A 13,449-nucleotide genomic window follows, 5' to 3' on the forward strand; every position below is an offset into this window, starting at 1 on the left:
CGATTCCATAATCCCAGGATGCGACGTAGAGTTGCCGTTCAGGATCAGAAGTTATCAGCCGCTTTAAAACCGTCCGTGGAAACGGGGTAGAACCCGGTTATTAAAAATCTGGGAAGGCGGCATGAGCTTTCACGGAGGCTTCGTCGGAGTACTGATTGCAGCCCTGGTTTTTGCTCGCAAGCAAAATCTGCACATTTTCCGGCTTACGGACTTTATAGCCCCTCTGGTTCCAATCGGTTTGGGCGCGGGGCGCCTGGGCAATTTCATCAACCACGAGCTCCCGGGAAGGGTAACAGATGTCCCTTGGGCATTGGCGCTCCCTCACATGGGCCCGGAGCTCCGGCATCCTTCAGCGTTGTATCAGTTCGTGCTGGAAGGTGTTGTGTTGTTTATCGTGCTGTGGTGGTTCACTCGCCAACCTCGACGAACTGGAGCCGCCTCCGGGTTGTTCCTTTTGCTCTATGGTGTTTTCCGTTTTGCTGTCGAGTTTGTTCGACTTCCCGATCCACAGTTGGGCTTCATCGCCTTTGGCTGGATGACGATGGGGCAGCTACTGACACTACCGATGATCATTGGGGGGCTTGTTTTGGTTGCCTGGTCCAGAAACCAATCTGCTGCCAACATGGCGATATCGAAGCCCTGATAGCTTTCACACCTGAAAGATAGGAGCAAATCCGCCGCCGGGCGTTCGGAAGTTGGTCGTCTGCCCTTTGTAGATCCGGGCGGCGGTAAGCAGCGTTTTTCCAGCGTAGGTGTACAGGCGGATATCGACTTTTCCGGTCGTTACCGTGTCGTCAATTCTGATGCCTCGCTCTCCCGGGGGAACGAGATCCTGGGCAATATAATCGCCCTCAAGAATGTTTTCGAAAACACGCTTGGTCAGTTTGTCACCCCGGTAGACCCCTTTGCTGCCATGGCCGGAAACGGGTTTGAAGAAGAGGCTGCGGCGATCACGCCATAGCTGAGCCTCATCGTCCCGGGAAACCAGCCTGGCCTTTGGCACTGTTCTTTCCAGAAGTTTCACATTAACGGTATCCATCCCCCATTCACGCAAAGTCGGTGAGTCCGACAAGAGCGTCAGGTTGCGTTTGTCCGCCAACACAGCGTGTGTCCGTGGGTTGGGCGTTACCACGACCGCGCCGTCGAGATACGCACGCCTCAGCGCTGCATGGCGTGGAGACTCCAGTGCGAAATCCACCAGCCGGTTGTACACCATGTCAATGTGTTGCCCGCCCGCCGCAAGCACACCATCAGCGTATTCAAACTCGGCAGGATCAAGAATCAGGGTCTCTATTCCCCGGGCTGAAAAGAGTCGTTGGGCCATCTGGAATTCCGGATACATGAACTGACTTTCCGGGGCCTCATCCACAATCGCCACACGGCTGAGCCTGGAATCCCCACGTTGCGTTTGCCATTCGGCGTTGAACATGTTGAATACGGCATCGTCGAAGTTGTCCAGCGCGGGACTGACTGCCGGCGCGCGGGGTGGCTGGCAACACCGGCGCTGAGCCCGGGCAAGTACGGCGTTAAGAAAAGCGCCACCGGCATTGGTGTTGATTTCAATCAGTTGCGGACCGTCAGCTCCCAGATGAAAGTCATAACCCATAAACGCACCGACAGGGCCGGGGTCAAACTGCGCGATCTCTGGAGCCCACGACAGGACTTGCTTCAGGTAAGACGGAAATCTGCTCGCCGATTCAATCGCCTGAACAGCGCTCTCCATCGTCGCGATGTCAGCTGTGGGGACGAAAACGGCTGTGTCTGCGAAGAACTGATCGAGTTCCGGCAACCCGACGCCGGTGCCCGAAAACTGGTCCCGAAGGCTTGCGTTGAGGGCATCCCGATCAAGGGTGATGCAGTAACAATGACGATTCAGCCGATCCGCGTCGGTATTGGCTGTTTGCGGAATATCGCTGGGATCGTCAGGCATTTACGCACCAATGATAAATAAATTTCTGAGAGTTTTTCAGCAAGGTTTCAGCTTGCCGTGTTCAACTGACATTGACGTGGTTTCATGGTCGCATGCGTGAAAGCACGATCGTCCGGCGATAAACACCATTCCGCCATTCTGATCACAAGGTGACATCATGAAACATCCCTTTCGTAACCAGTGGTTTGCTGGCCTGACCGCGACGCTTTTGATGAGTCTATCACTGACGGTGTCGGCAGACAGCAGTCGGGCCTTCATCCCCATGGGGAAGGCAGATTCCGTAGGTGTTATGGATCTGGAAAATCACCGTTTAACGTCGACAATCTCCGGCACGGTCAATACCCACGGTTCCGCACTGACTCCGGACGGTCGCTTTCTGATTGTTGGCAGCTTAACGGCGCATGATGGTCAAAAGACACCCGACCGGCCAGCCGGGGTCTCAGAAGACGAGCATGCCGCCCATCATGGAGGCGGTAACACCACAGATCCGGAAGCGTCCGGTACTGGTCGGATCTATGTTGTGGACACCCGTACCAGCGCCACCGATCGCGTATTCGAAGTGCCGGGGCCGGTGCACCATGCTCTGGTAACAAAGGATGGCCGTTATGCGGTCTCCACCCATCCAATGGGCGGCGGCATCAGTGTTGTTGATCTGGATTCGGGTGAAATTGCTGAAGTGATAGCCACCGGCCCCAATCCCAACTACCTAGCGACGACTGACGATGGGCAAACGTTATTTGTCAGCAATGCCGGTAATGGCACGATCAGTGAAGTGGATACCCGGAACTGGTTCGTGAAACGAAATATTCGCATAGGTGGTGCGCCGGAGCACATGGTACTCGCCCCCGACGACAATCATCTTTATGTCAACGACGTTGCTTCCGGTGAAGCGGTGGCTCTCAAGCTTTCGGAAGGCTCTGTGACGAAGCGGTACGACATCGGGGGCTCACCTCATGGTCTCGATCTCAGCGCTGATGGGAAGTTCCTTTTTGCGACCAGTCAGGGCGATGAAACAATCGTTCGCATAGAGCTCGACAATCATTCCCGCAAAAGTGCGCAGTTAGCGCCAGCTCCCTACCACCTCGCAACTTCCCCCGTCGATGGCAGCCTGCTGGTTACCAGTCGTGGCCAGCCAAAACTCTGGATCGTGGACCCCGAGTCCCTGGCTATTGTCAAGGAGATCGCACTGGAAGGGATTGGCCATCAGATATCGATTGATAGCCAGTAACCATGCATGGGCGGTTTACTTCCTTAAAGGAACAGTTATGGACCGACGTTTCAAAATCACACTGGCAATATTTTTTGTTATTGCGCTGATTTTGCTTTGGGGTGAACACAAAGTTCATCTTCTCGGGGCTTTGCCCTGGCTGATACTTCTCGCGTGCCCGCTACTCCATGTATTCATGCATGGTGGACATGGTCACCACAGCCCGCAAGGGAAGAAGGGAGATCAGCGAGATGAACAGTGAGTTACCGAACTATGGCCTATGGGGGTTGGTGGTACTCAATTCAGCGATTTTCATCTTCTTCGCCTTCAGTTTTTTCAAACCACAGACAAAGCGTGACTGGCGTTCATTTGGCGCGTTCAGTGCCTTTCTCGTCGCGTTGTTCACGGAGATGTACGGATTCCCGTTGACGATCTACTTTCTCTCAGGTTGGCTGCAGTCACAATATCCTGATGTGAACTGGCTGGCTCATGACAGCGGGCATCTGCTCGAAATGCTGTTTGGCTGGCAAGGTTCCCCGCATTTTGGGCCCTTTCATCTGTTAAGTACGGTGTTTATTGGTGGAGGTTTCTACCTGATTGCCGCAGGCTGGCGCACCCTGTACGCGGCTCAGAAAGCGGGGAATCTGGCAACAACCGGACTCTACGCCTATATCCGTCACCCGCAGTACGTGGGTTTTGTTCTGATTATGTCTGGTTTCCTCCTCCAGTGGCCGACACTACTGACCCTGGCCATGTTCCCGGTGTTGCTCTGGATGTATTCACGATTATCCATCAGTGAGGAACGTGAAACTGAGAAGATGTTCGGGGATGCCTGGCGAAACTATGCGAACAAGACGCCAAGGTTTTTCCCGGGATTGCGGAGGGTGGGGCGTAAGACTTGAAGATAAGTTTTATCTTCTCAGGGGAGTAGGTCAAGGAGCTGTTGTTGAACCAATCCTTATCGGTACGTGCAGTAGCCGGCATGGTACTTGTCGCTTTTCTATGGGCCATTTGTTTTCCCTTTATTGTGATGGGCTTGCCAGACGCGCCACCGCTACTTTTTGCAGCTTTAAGGGCATTTCTGGCCGGCTTCTGTCTCATTTTGATCGCCCTTGGAAAGGGGAGACCAATTAGTTTAGTGCCTCGAAAGTTTCTCCTGTTGACCGTGATCGGTTTCAGTTACACCGGTATGGGGCTTGGCGGGATGTTTCTCGGGGCTGGCAAACTGGGGCCGGGGCTTGCAACCGTTCTGGCTAATGCACAACCGCTTTTTGCGGCAGTTCTGTCGTTACTCATTTTCAGGGAAGTGATCACCGGGCGCGTGGTCGCGGGGCTACTCGTTGGCTTTATTGGAGTTGTGGTACTCGCGACGCCAGAGATGGAGTTCGGTAATGCCAGGTTTACAGGGGCTCTCTATGTTCTTGGTGGGGCCATCGGAACTGCCTTTGGGAATGTGCTACTCAAATATCAAGCTGGCAGGGATGACATCTATTGGTCGATGGGTATTCAGCTTGTCATCGGTTCCGTTTTTCTGGGCATTGCATCTGTCAGTCTGGGTGAAGATTTGGATATTCAGTGGACCTGGACATTTACTACCGCCATTTTCATTCTGGCCATTCCGGCGACGGCGTTAATGGTTGTGCTTTGGTATGCGTTGCTGGCCAGCGCCCCTTTGAATAGCCTCAATTCATTCACCTTTCTAACCCCAGTCTTCGGGCTCGTTATCGGTATATTACTGTTTGGCGAAACCTTCAGCCTCATGGAGGTCATCGGGATAGGCATCACAATTATCGGCCTGATTATCATTGTGAAGGCCCCACAGCCGTCCATACCGAAAAGGACCTGATCTATGAATATGGGTAAGCGCTCTTCTTGTTTTTGCCATATCGGGTCGTCTTTTGGCGGCTACTCCCTCGGCTTTTCTTTGACGACAGCGAGTACGGGAGACTTGAGCCTTTAGGCTGATCGAGGTGCAGTGATTTTTTCTGAATATCTAAATTCACGATTAAATTAGGGAACGTCTGAATAACCGGTGATTTTTGCTGATCGTGGTTTTAGCTGGCAAAAATTCGAAGATTCAGGCGGTATTATCCCGTTATTTGTGTGTTTCTTGCCCATTTCCCGCCATTTTGGCGGAAAACAGGCGCACTGGCCCTACGCCAGCATGTATTTTTCACCAATCAGCAGGTTGCTGAACGCGGCCAGCAAATGCAGCCGGTTGTTGTTCTTGGCCAAGCCGCGATAGCGGACTTTGCTGTAGCCGAAGACCTGCTTGATATACCGGAACGGATGCTCGACCTTGGCACGAACACTGGCTTTGATTTTCTCGGCTTTCAGCTTGTCCGCATCCAGCTTCTTACGGGAGCCAGGCCGTTTGGCAATGAACCAGGAGAGGTCTTCGCGGTTCTTATGCTCATCCCGCTTCTGAATGCCAAGGTAACCGGCATCACCGAAGACTCGTTGCTCTTCACCATGCAGCAGCTTGTCGGTGGGCACGATGTCATGGACGTTGGCCGCAGTCGTATCGATGCTATGAATCAGACCCAGCGTGTCGTCGACACCAATGTGCATCTTCATGCCGAAATGCCACTCGTTGCCTTTCCTGGTCTGGTGCATTTCCGGATCCCGCTTGCCGGTGCTGTTCTTGGTGGAGCTGGGGGCGGAGATAATGGTCGCATCTACGATGCTGCCTTCGCGCAGCATCAGGCCGTTTTTCTCCAGATGTTTGTTCACCTCTTTAAACAGCGCCTTGCCAAGACCGTGTTGCTCCAGGAAATGCCGGAAATTGAGAATCGTTGTCTCGTCCGGCAAGCGTTCCAGCTTCAGACCCGCGAAGTGCCGCATGGATTCGATCTCGTACAGAGCGTCTTCCATAGCCGGATCGCTCAGGTTATAGAACAACTGCATGCAGTGAACTCGAAGCATGGCAGGCAGCGGATAAGGAGGCCGTCCGTTCTGGCCCTTCGGGTAATAACGGGCTACCTTCTTCTCCAATTGCTTCCACGGAATCAGTTTGTCCATCCGTTCCAGAAAGATCTCGCGGCGGGTCTTACGCTTCTTGTTCTGGTACTCGGCTTCGGAGAAGGTCATCTGATCCATGGCGGCAACGAATCCTATGCGGTTGGCGATGGCCGTATTATCGCTGATTTCGAGACTTATTCAGAGTCTCCTTAGAATTTCAGCCTCATTTCAGATTTATATGGTTTAATTTAATTCAGCAGAGGTTAGTAAGAGTTTTAGCTTTCCATTTGCGTTTTCTCAGAAATTTTCGCCGCAGCCTTGGCTGCGGTTTTTTTTGGTGTAAACAAAAAACCGCAATATTAAAAATATTGCGGGAATTGAGAATGGCTGGAACCATTCACGATGCAAAAATAAAAACTTGCGACTATGTCCGGTAAGGCAGTCATGCCATGTAAAAATAACTGACTGCCGATTCCCCTATAATGCAAAGCTGCAATTTCAAAAAGTTCAGGTTTTGTTATGACTCCTTACTTTTCCCAGACTTATTCTCACTCATTTTAGAGTGCATCTGTTCGTGCATTTCTTTGTGGTTTTCCATTTGGTGAGAACACGTCTTTCGCACATCCTGTGTCTCAATGGTTTTGTTTGGATAGCTGCGCGCTTCGTTTATTCGGTCAGCTTGACCGGAATTAGCACTAGCGGCAGATGAGAAAGCTATGGCAGCGGTGACTGCAATGATCGAAATTTTCATAATTATATTCCTTTTCTGTTTATCTATGCATTATTCGTGAATGAACATTCGCAATCAGGTCCCCGAGATATCCTCCTTTTTTGAAGCTTCCAGTCTATCTAGTGCGTTATGATAGGCTTCTCCTTCTTTACTCATCATTTGTAAGCGAGCGTCCATTCCGGATTCGGAAAAACCGTAATTCGTCATTTCTTTATGTAAATATTGAAGCCTGTCATCATTTACAATTTTCTCAAGAGCGATTTTATCTTTAAGGTCCGTGCCCGCATTATCCATATCATTTGAAACGTTTCCTGCAAGTGCAGATGTTGAAAGAGTAACTGCGGTTACAAATGCAAATATTTTTTTCATGATTTCACCTCCTGTTGGTTTGGTGATTTAATTTGATCACTGGTTCCTGAATCGTCCCTGAAATTTAAATAAAAAATTTATGTATATTTTCGGGCTCAAATAATAATTGAGTCAGGTCAAGATTTCGGAAGCTGTAAGTAAATTCAGCCTGGATTCAGGTTGGAAACATAAAATCTGCTTTTCTGAAACACGCTCAGTGGAGAATCCAAATTGTCCATCCCCTCTCGCTTCATAAAACCGGCCATTATTGGCGTGCTGGTTCTGACGAGCCTGTCTGCCCGGGCCGAACCAGAACTGGAACTGACAAGCGCGATCAATACCGCCATCGAAAACGATCCCTGGCTTCGCCAGAGTTCGCACCTGCAAAGCGCTCTGCTGGAGGAATCGGTTGCCGCCGGCGCGTTCCCGGACCCTCGTGTAACCCTTGGAGCGGCGAATCTACCCACGGATACCTTTGACACCGGTCAGGAGGCAATGACTCAGGCCACCATTGGCTTTAGTCAGAAAATTCCGAGGGGTGATAGCCGACAACTGGCCAGTGCGAAAATGCAGCAGATGGCCGGCGTTCAGCCGTTTCGCCGTGAGCACCGCCAGGTTCAGGTAATGGAAACGGTGACTCACCTGTGGCTTGATCTCTGGCGGTCCCAACAGAGCATCCGGATTATTGAGCAGAACCGGGGGCTTTTTGAGCAGTTGGCAGACGTGGCCGAAGCCGGCTATACCTCTGCCACCGTGGGCTCCAGGCAGCAGGACATTATTCGCGCTTCTCTGGAGCTCACGCGCCTGGAAGACCGGTTAACCACCTTGAATTCCCAACTGGCATCAAGTCAGGAATCCCTGGGGGAGTGGGTTGGTCCGGCGCAGGCTCAACTTGCAGTCAGCGAGGAAATCCCGGGGGAACTGCTGACGGCGTTTTCCGCAAGCTGGAGTGAAACCCGGGCGAATGCGCTGACTCGCCACCCCGCAATCCGCGCCACCGATCAGTTAATCGAGGCGAAGGCCACAGATGTGGACCTGGCCCGGCAGGCCTACAAGCCGGAATGGTCGGTTTCCGCCCAGTACGGCTTCAGGGACAGTGCGCCCAACGGCCAGGACAGGGCCGATCTGTTCTCCGTGGGGGTTGGTTTCGATCTTCCGATTTTCACCGGTAACCGGCAGGACAGAAAGCTGAATGCCTCAGCGGCTCGACTTGAAGCTGCGAAGACAGAACGCACGCTGCAGATTCGGGGCCTTCAGGCCAAAGCCCGTGCCGCCATGGCCCGGATTGAACGGCTGGATGACCGCATAAACCTCTATCAGCAAACCCTGCTGCCCCAAATGGAAGAGCAGGCCAGTGCCGCGCTTTCGGCTTACAACAACGACGACGGCGATTTCGCCGAAGCCGTGCGGGCCCGGATCGCCGAGCTCAATGCTCAGGTTGAGCTGATACAGATGAAGGCCGAACGTGCAAGGAATCTGGCGAGTTTCCGATACCTTACCGCGGACTCCTCTGAAATAACCCCACTTTCACTGACTCGTTATCAGGACTGACCATCATGGCTAATTTCGTTCGCCCGTTGGGCTTTGTGTTGCTCGGTGGCATTGCCGGAGCAGGGGCTGCCTGGTGGCTGGCCACTGAAACCGGAACAGCACCGACTTCTGAAACTGCCAGCTCCGAAAGCCAGGAACCCCTCTACTGGGTGGCACCAATGGACCCCAATTTCAAAAGTGACAAACCCGGAAAATCGCCCATGGGGATGGATCTGGTTCCGGTTTTCGAGGAAGGCGGATCAGGCAATGATTCAGCCGGTACAGTTCGAATCTCGCCAACGGTTGTGAACAACCTGGGGGTCCGCACTGAACCGGTGATCAAGGGGCGCCTGCCAAACAACATCACCACCGTGGGCTATGTACAGTACAACGAAGACGAAATGGCCCACGTTCACCCCAGGGTGGAGGGGTGGATCGAAGCACTCTACGTGAAAGCGGAGGGCGAGCCCGTCGAGAAGGGCAAGCCACTCTACACCCTGTATTCACCCACGCTGGTGAACGCTCAGGAGGAATTGCTGCTGGCCTTGAACCGGGGAAATCAGCGACTGGTTAACGCGGCCTCCGAGCGCCTGACCGCGCTGAATGTGCCTGCCAGCTTGATCCGCCAGTTGCGTGAGACTCGCAAAGTACAAAGAACCATGACGGTGTATGCACCGGCCTCCGGGGTGATCGAAAACCTGAACGTTCGCGAGGGAATGTTCATCAAACCCGGAAGCCGGGTGTTGTCGATCGCCGCGCTCGAGGAAGTGTGGGTGATTGGCGAGGTTTTCGAGAGCCAGCTTTCGGCGGTCGAGGAAGATAACCGGGTAACGATGACCCTGGATTACATGCCTGGCCGGGAGTGGCGAGGCGATGTGGATTACGTCTACCCCGAAATCAATCCGGAAACACGGACGGCGCGGGTCCGGATGCGTTTTGATAATGCCGACGGAGAGCTGATGCCGGGCATGTTTGCCCGGCTGGATGTTCAGGGGAAGCGTGGCGGCAGGGAATTCCTGGTACCCCGGGAAGCCGTCATCCGCACCGGGCAGAGTGACCGCCTGGTGGTGGCGCTGGAGGAGGGCGCTTTCAAATCCGTTGAGGTGACTGTCGGCCGGGTGGGAGACCAGTATGCGCAGATACTCGACGGCATAAAGCCGGGCGACACGGTGGTGACCTCGGCTCAGTTCCTGATCGACTCTGAATCCAGCAAGACCTCGGATTTCCAGCGTATGTCAGCCCAACCTGGCGACGGCATGGACCCGGAGATGGACCATTCCGGGCACAATATGGAATCAGGCCAGATGGAGATGCAGAACGATTCGGGTGCCATGGACCACTCGGAAATGGATGATTCAGAAATGGAAATGGATCATTCGGAAATGGACCACAGCAACATGGACCATAACGGAGGCCAGCAATGATCGCCTCCGTTATTCACTGGTCTATCCGCAATCGCTTCCTGGTACTGCTGGCCACCGTGCTTATCACGGGGCTGGGCCTGTATTCGCTGAAGAAGACGCCCGTGGATGCGCTGCCGGATCTCTCCGATGTGCAGGTGATCATCAAGACCAGCTTCCCGGGCCAGGCGCCGCAAGTGGTCGAAGACCAGGTGACCTATCCGTTGACCACCGCCATGCTCTCGGTGCCGGGAGCGGAAACGGTCCGGGGCTACTCGTTCTTCGGTGACTCCTACGTGTATGTCATCTTTGATGAAGACACGGATATGTACTGGGCCCGTTCGCGGGTGCTGGAATACCTTTCCCAGGTAGCTCCCAGCCTGCCGGACTCGGCCCGGCCTCAACTCGGGCCCGACGCAACCGGGGTGGGCTGGGTATATCTCTACGCCCTGGTTGACCGCACCGGCAAGCATGACCTGAGCGAACTGCGAAGCCTCCAGGACTGGTTCCTGAAATACGAGCTGCAAACGGTGCCCGGGGTGTCCGAGGTGGCCGCGCTTGGCGGCATGGTGAAGCAGTACCAGGTCAAGGTGAGCCCGGAAAAACTGCGGGCACTTGGGATTCCCCTGGCCCATATCCAGAACGCCATCAAACGCGGTAACCAGGAGGTGGGCGCGTCCGTTATCGAGATGGCCGAAGCGGAATACATGGTGCGCACGTCCGGTTATATCCAGTCCCGCGGCGACCTGCTATCGATTCCACTGGGCCTCGATGACAACGGCACTCCTATTTTGCTGAAAGACGTGGCCTCAGTGGAAACCGGCCCACAGATGCGGCGCGGCGTTGCCGAACTCAACGGGGAAGGGGAAACCGTTGGCGGCGTTGTGGTGATGCGGTTTGGTGAAAACGCCCAGGCAACCATTAACGGCGTGAAGGACAAGCTGGAGGAGCTGAAATCCAGCCTGCCCGAAGGGGTGGAAGTGGTCAGCGTTTATGATCGCTCCGGCCTGATTGAAAGGGCGGTCAATAACCTCGGGTTCAAACTGCTGGAAGAGTTTCTGGTGGTGGGCCTGGTATGCATTGTTTTCCTGTTCCACGTGCGTTCGTCACTGGTGGCGATTCTCAGCCTGCCCGTGGGCATTCTGATGGCCTTCATCGTTATGCACTGGCAGGGCATCAACGCCAACATCATGTCGCTCGGGGGGATCGCCATTGCCATTGGCGCCATGATTGACGGCGCCATCGTGATGATCGAGAACATGCACAAACACATGGAGCGAACGCCACTCACGCCGGAAAACCGATGGGAGGTGGTCGCCCGATCGGCCTCGGAAGTCGGGCCGGCGCTGTTCTTCTCGCTTCTGATTATCACCGTCAGCTTTGTGCCCGTCTTCGCCCTGGAGGCGCAGGAAGGGCGGATGTTTGCGCCGCTGGCGTTCACCAAAACCTACGCCATGGCGGCCAGTGCCGCGCTTGCGGTCACGCTGGTTCCGGTGCTCATGGGCTACTTCATCCGTGGCAAGGTGCTGCCCGAACACAAGAACCCGGTGAACCGGCTGCTGGTGGGTATCTATATGCCAGCGCTGAAACTGGTGCTCCGGTTCCCGAAAACAACCGTTCTGGCAGCGTTGCTGGCCCTGGTTGTGGGAGTGTGGCCAGCCACCAAAATCGGCAGTGAGTTTATCCCGCCGCTGGATGAAGGCGATTTGATGTATATGCCCACCACCTATCCGGGGATCTCGATCGGCAAGGCCAGGGAGTTGCTGCAACAGACTGACAAGCTGATCGCCACCTTGCCGGAAGTGGAAACCGTGTTCGGCAAAGTAGGGCGGGCGGATACCGCGACGGACCCGGCGCCGCTGACGATGATTGAGACCTTTATCCAGCTCAAGCCCCGGGACCAGTGGCGCGAAGGCATGACCACCGAAAAGCTCAAGCAGGAGCTCAACACCCTGATTCAGTTCCCGGGGGTAACCAATGCCTGGGTGATGCCGATCATCACGCGTATCGATATGCTGGCCACGGGTATCAAAACGCCAGTCGGCATCAAAGTGGCAGGCCCGGACCTTGCCGTTATTCAGGACATAGGCAAGCGTCTTGAAGAAGTCATGGTCGACATCCCCGGTACGGCCTCCGTGTATTCAGAGCGGGTCGCCGGTGGGCGTTATATCAAGGTGGATATCAACCGGGAACGTGCCGCCCGCTATGGCCTCGACATTGCCGACGTTCAGCAGGTTGTCGCTTCCGCGATTGGCGGCATCAACGTGTCGAGAACCATTGAAGGGCTTGAGCGTTACCCGATCAACCTGCGCTACCCCGCAGACTACCGGGATTCGCCGGAGAAACTGGAGCAGCTTCCCATCGTAACCGCCTCGGGCCAGCGGATTGCCCTGGCCGATGTAGCGGATATCCGGATAGAAGACGGCCCGCCGGCGATCAAGAGCGAAAACGCCCGCCTGAACGGCTGGACCTTCGTGGACATTGAGGGTGTGGATGTGGGCACCTACGTGGAACAGGCCATGGACATCGTCAGCGACGAGCTGGACCTGCCCGCAGGCTACTCCGTCACCTGGTCCGGCCAGTATGAATACATGCTGCGTGCCAAGGAAAAGCTGACCTACGTGGTGCCGCTGACGCTCGCCATCATCGTGATCCTGCTGTTCCTGAACTTCCGGCGCTTTGCCGAGGTGGCCATCATTATGGGCACGTTGCCATTCGCAATGATCGGTGCCATCTGGCTGATGTATCTGCTGGGTTACAACTTCTCCGTGGCGGTAGGCGTGGGCTTCATTGCTCTGGCCGGCGTGGCGGTTGAGATTGGCGTGATCATGCTCGTATACCTCAACCAGTCCTACCGGGAAATGCAGGAGACCTGTGAGCACAAAGGGGTGTCACCACGCCGGGAAACCCTTCGCCATGCGGTGCTGCATGGGGCTGGCCTTCGGGTTCGGCCGGTCATGATGACCGCAGCGGCCATTATTGGTGGTCTTGTCCCGATCATGATTGGCAGCGGCACTGGTTCGGAAGTGATGGGCCGCATTGCCGCGCCGATGGTGGGCGGGATGATCACTGCGGTTATTCTGGCTTTGTTGGTGATTCCCGTGCTGTTCTATCTTTGGAGGAGCAGGAGTGTTTTGAAATGATTATTACTCTTTCTATGTGGACGAAAGTTGTAAATGTAATGTCAATTTCAGCTCCGGTCCAGTTTCATGGTCTTTACTGTAGGCGAGGCAGAATTAATGGCACAGGGGTTCTACCCCGTTTCCACGGACGGTTTTAAAGCGGCTGATAACTTCTGATCCTGAACGGCAACTCTACGTCGCATCCTGGGATTATGGAATCG

11 protein-coding genes and 1 pseudogene are annotated in these 13,449 nt (G+C 54.6%); 8 read left to right on the forward strand and 4 right to left on the reverse strand.

Annotated features, from left to right (window positions below):
• Nucleotides 1-91: 91 nt before the first annotated feature.
• Nucleotides 92-643: pseudogene (gene lgt, locus HNR38_RS16955) on the forward strand (prolipoprotein diacylglyceryl transferase); the annotation flags it as partial.
• A 6-nt stretch (nt 644-649) separates the two neighbouring features.
• Here the strand turns inward: lgt and HNR38_RS16960 are convergent.
• The gene (locus HNR38_RS16960; protein ID WP_183706545.1) at nt 650-1,930 is read right to left on the reverse strand and encodes an ATP-grasp domain-containing protein; all 1,281 of its coding nucleotides are present in this window, start codon (nt 1,928-1,930) and stop codon (nt 650-652) included.
• Between the two features lie 157 nt (nt 1,931-2,087).
• Between HNR38_RS16960 and HNR38_RS16965 the strand changes: the two genes are divergently transcribed.
• Genes HNR38_RS16965 through HNR38_RS16980 form a run of 4 tightly spaced genes read left to right on the forward strand, consistent with a single transcriptional unit; the run spans nt 2,088 to nt 4,983 of the window.
• Nucleotides 2,088-3,158, forward strand: a complete 1,071-nt coding sequence (locus HNR38_RS16965) for a YncE family protein (protein ID WP_183706547.1) — start codon at nt 2,088-2,090, stop codon at nt 3,156-3,158.
• 37 nt (nt 3,159-3,195) lie between these two features.
• Nucleotides 3,196-3,399: a DUF2933 domain-containing protein gene (locus HNR38_RS16970; protein ID WP_183706549.1), complete on the forward strand. Its 204-nt coding sequence runs from the start codon at nt 3,196-3,198 to the stop codon at nt 3,397-3,399.
• The gene (locus HNR38_RS16975) at nt 3,389-4,039 is read left to right on the forward strand and encodes an isoprenylcysteine carboxylmethyltransferase family protein (protein WP_183706551.1); all 651 of its coding nucleotides are present in this window, start codon (nt 3,389-3,391) and stop codon (nt 4,037-4,039) included. The genes HNR38_RS16970 and HNR38_RS16975 overlap by 11 nt, the downstream gene beginning before the upstream one ends.
• A 44-nt stretch (nt 4,040-4,083) precedes the next feature.
• Nucleotides 4,084-4,983: a DMT family transporter gene (locus tag HNR38_RS16980; protein WP_246362792.1), complete on the forward strand. Its 900-nt coding sequence runs from the start codon at nt 4,084-4,086 to the stop codon at nt 4,981-4,983.
• A 308-nt stretch (nt 4,984-5,291) separates the two neighbouring features.
• Here HNR38_RS16980 and HNR38_RS16985 read toward each other — a convergent pair whose 3' ends face one another.
• The 3 genes from HNR38_RS16985 to HNR38_RS16995 form a co-directional block, all read right to left on the reverse strand.
• Complete coding sequence (locus HNR38_RS16985; protein WP_183706555.1) at nt 5,292-6,236, reverse strand: IS5 family transposase; 945 nt, start codon at nt 6,234-6,236, stop codon at nt 5,292-5,294.
• 379 nt (nt 6,237-6,615) lie between these two features.
• Nucleotides 6,616-6,849, reverse strand: a complete 234-nt coding sequence (locus HNR38_RS16990) for a hypothetical protein (protein ID WP_183706565.1) — start codon at nt 6,847-6,849, stop codon at nt 6,616-6,618.
• A gap of 54 nt (nt 6,850-6,903) precedes the next feature.
• Complete coding sequence (locus HNR38_RS16995; protein WP_183706557.1) at nt 6,904-7,197, reverse strand: hypothetical protein; 294 nt, start codon at nt 7,195-7,197, stop codon at nt 6,904-6,906.
• Between the two features lie 210 nt (nt 7,198-7,407).
• On the opposite strand from HNR38_RS16995, the gene HNR38_RS17000 reads away from it, so the two are divergent.
• Genes HNR38_RS17000 through HNR38_RS17010 form a run of 3 tightly spaced genes read left to right on the forward strand, consistent with a single transcriptional unit; the run spans nt 7,408 to nt 13,249 of the window.
• The gene (locus HNR38_RS17000; protein ID WP_183706559.1) at nt 7,408-8,727 is read left to right on the forward strand and encodes a TolC family protein; all 1,320 of its coding nucleotides are present in this window, start codon (nt 7,408-7,410) and stop codon (nt 8,725-8,727) included.
• A gap of 5 nt (nt 8,728-8,732) precedes the next feature.
• Entirely contained in the window at nt 8,733-10,130 is a 1,398-nt protein-coding gene (locus HNR38_RS17005) for an efflux RND transporter periplasmic adaptor subunit (RefSeq protein WP_183706561.1), read from the forward strand.
• Nucleotides 10,127-13,249 (forward strand): efflux RND transporter permease subunit, encoded by a 3,123-nt coding sequence (locus tag HNR38_RS17010; RefSeq protein WP_183706563.1) that lies wholly within the window; start codon nt 10,127-10,129, stop codon nt 13,247-13,249. Before HNR38_RS17005 ends, HNR38_RS17010 begins: the two co-directional genes overlap by 4 nt.
• Nucleotides 13,250-13,449 lie beyond the last annotated feature (200 nt).

This window comes from Marinobacter oulmenensis (assembly GCF_014201735.1).
GTDB classification, from domain to species: Bacteria; Pseudomonadota; Gammaproteobacteria; order Pseudomonadales; family Oleiphilaceae; genus Marinobacter; species Marinobacter oulmenensis.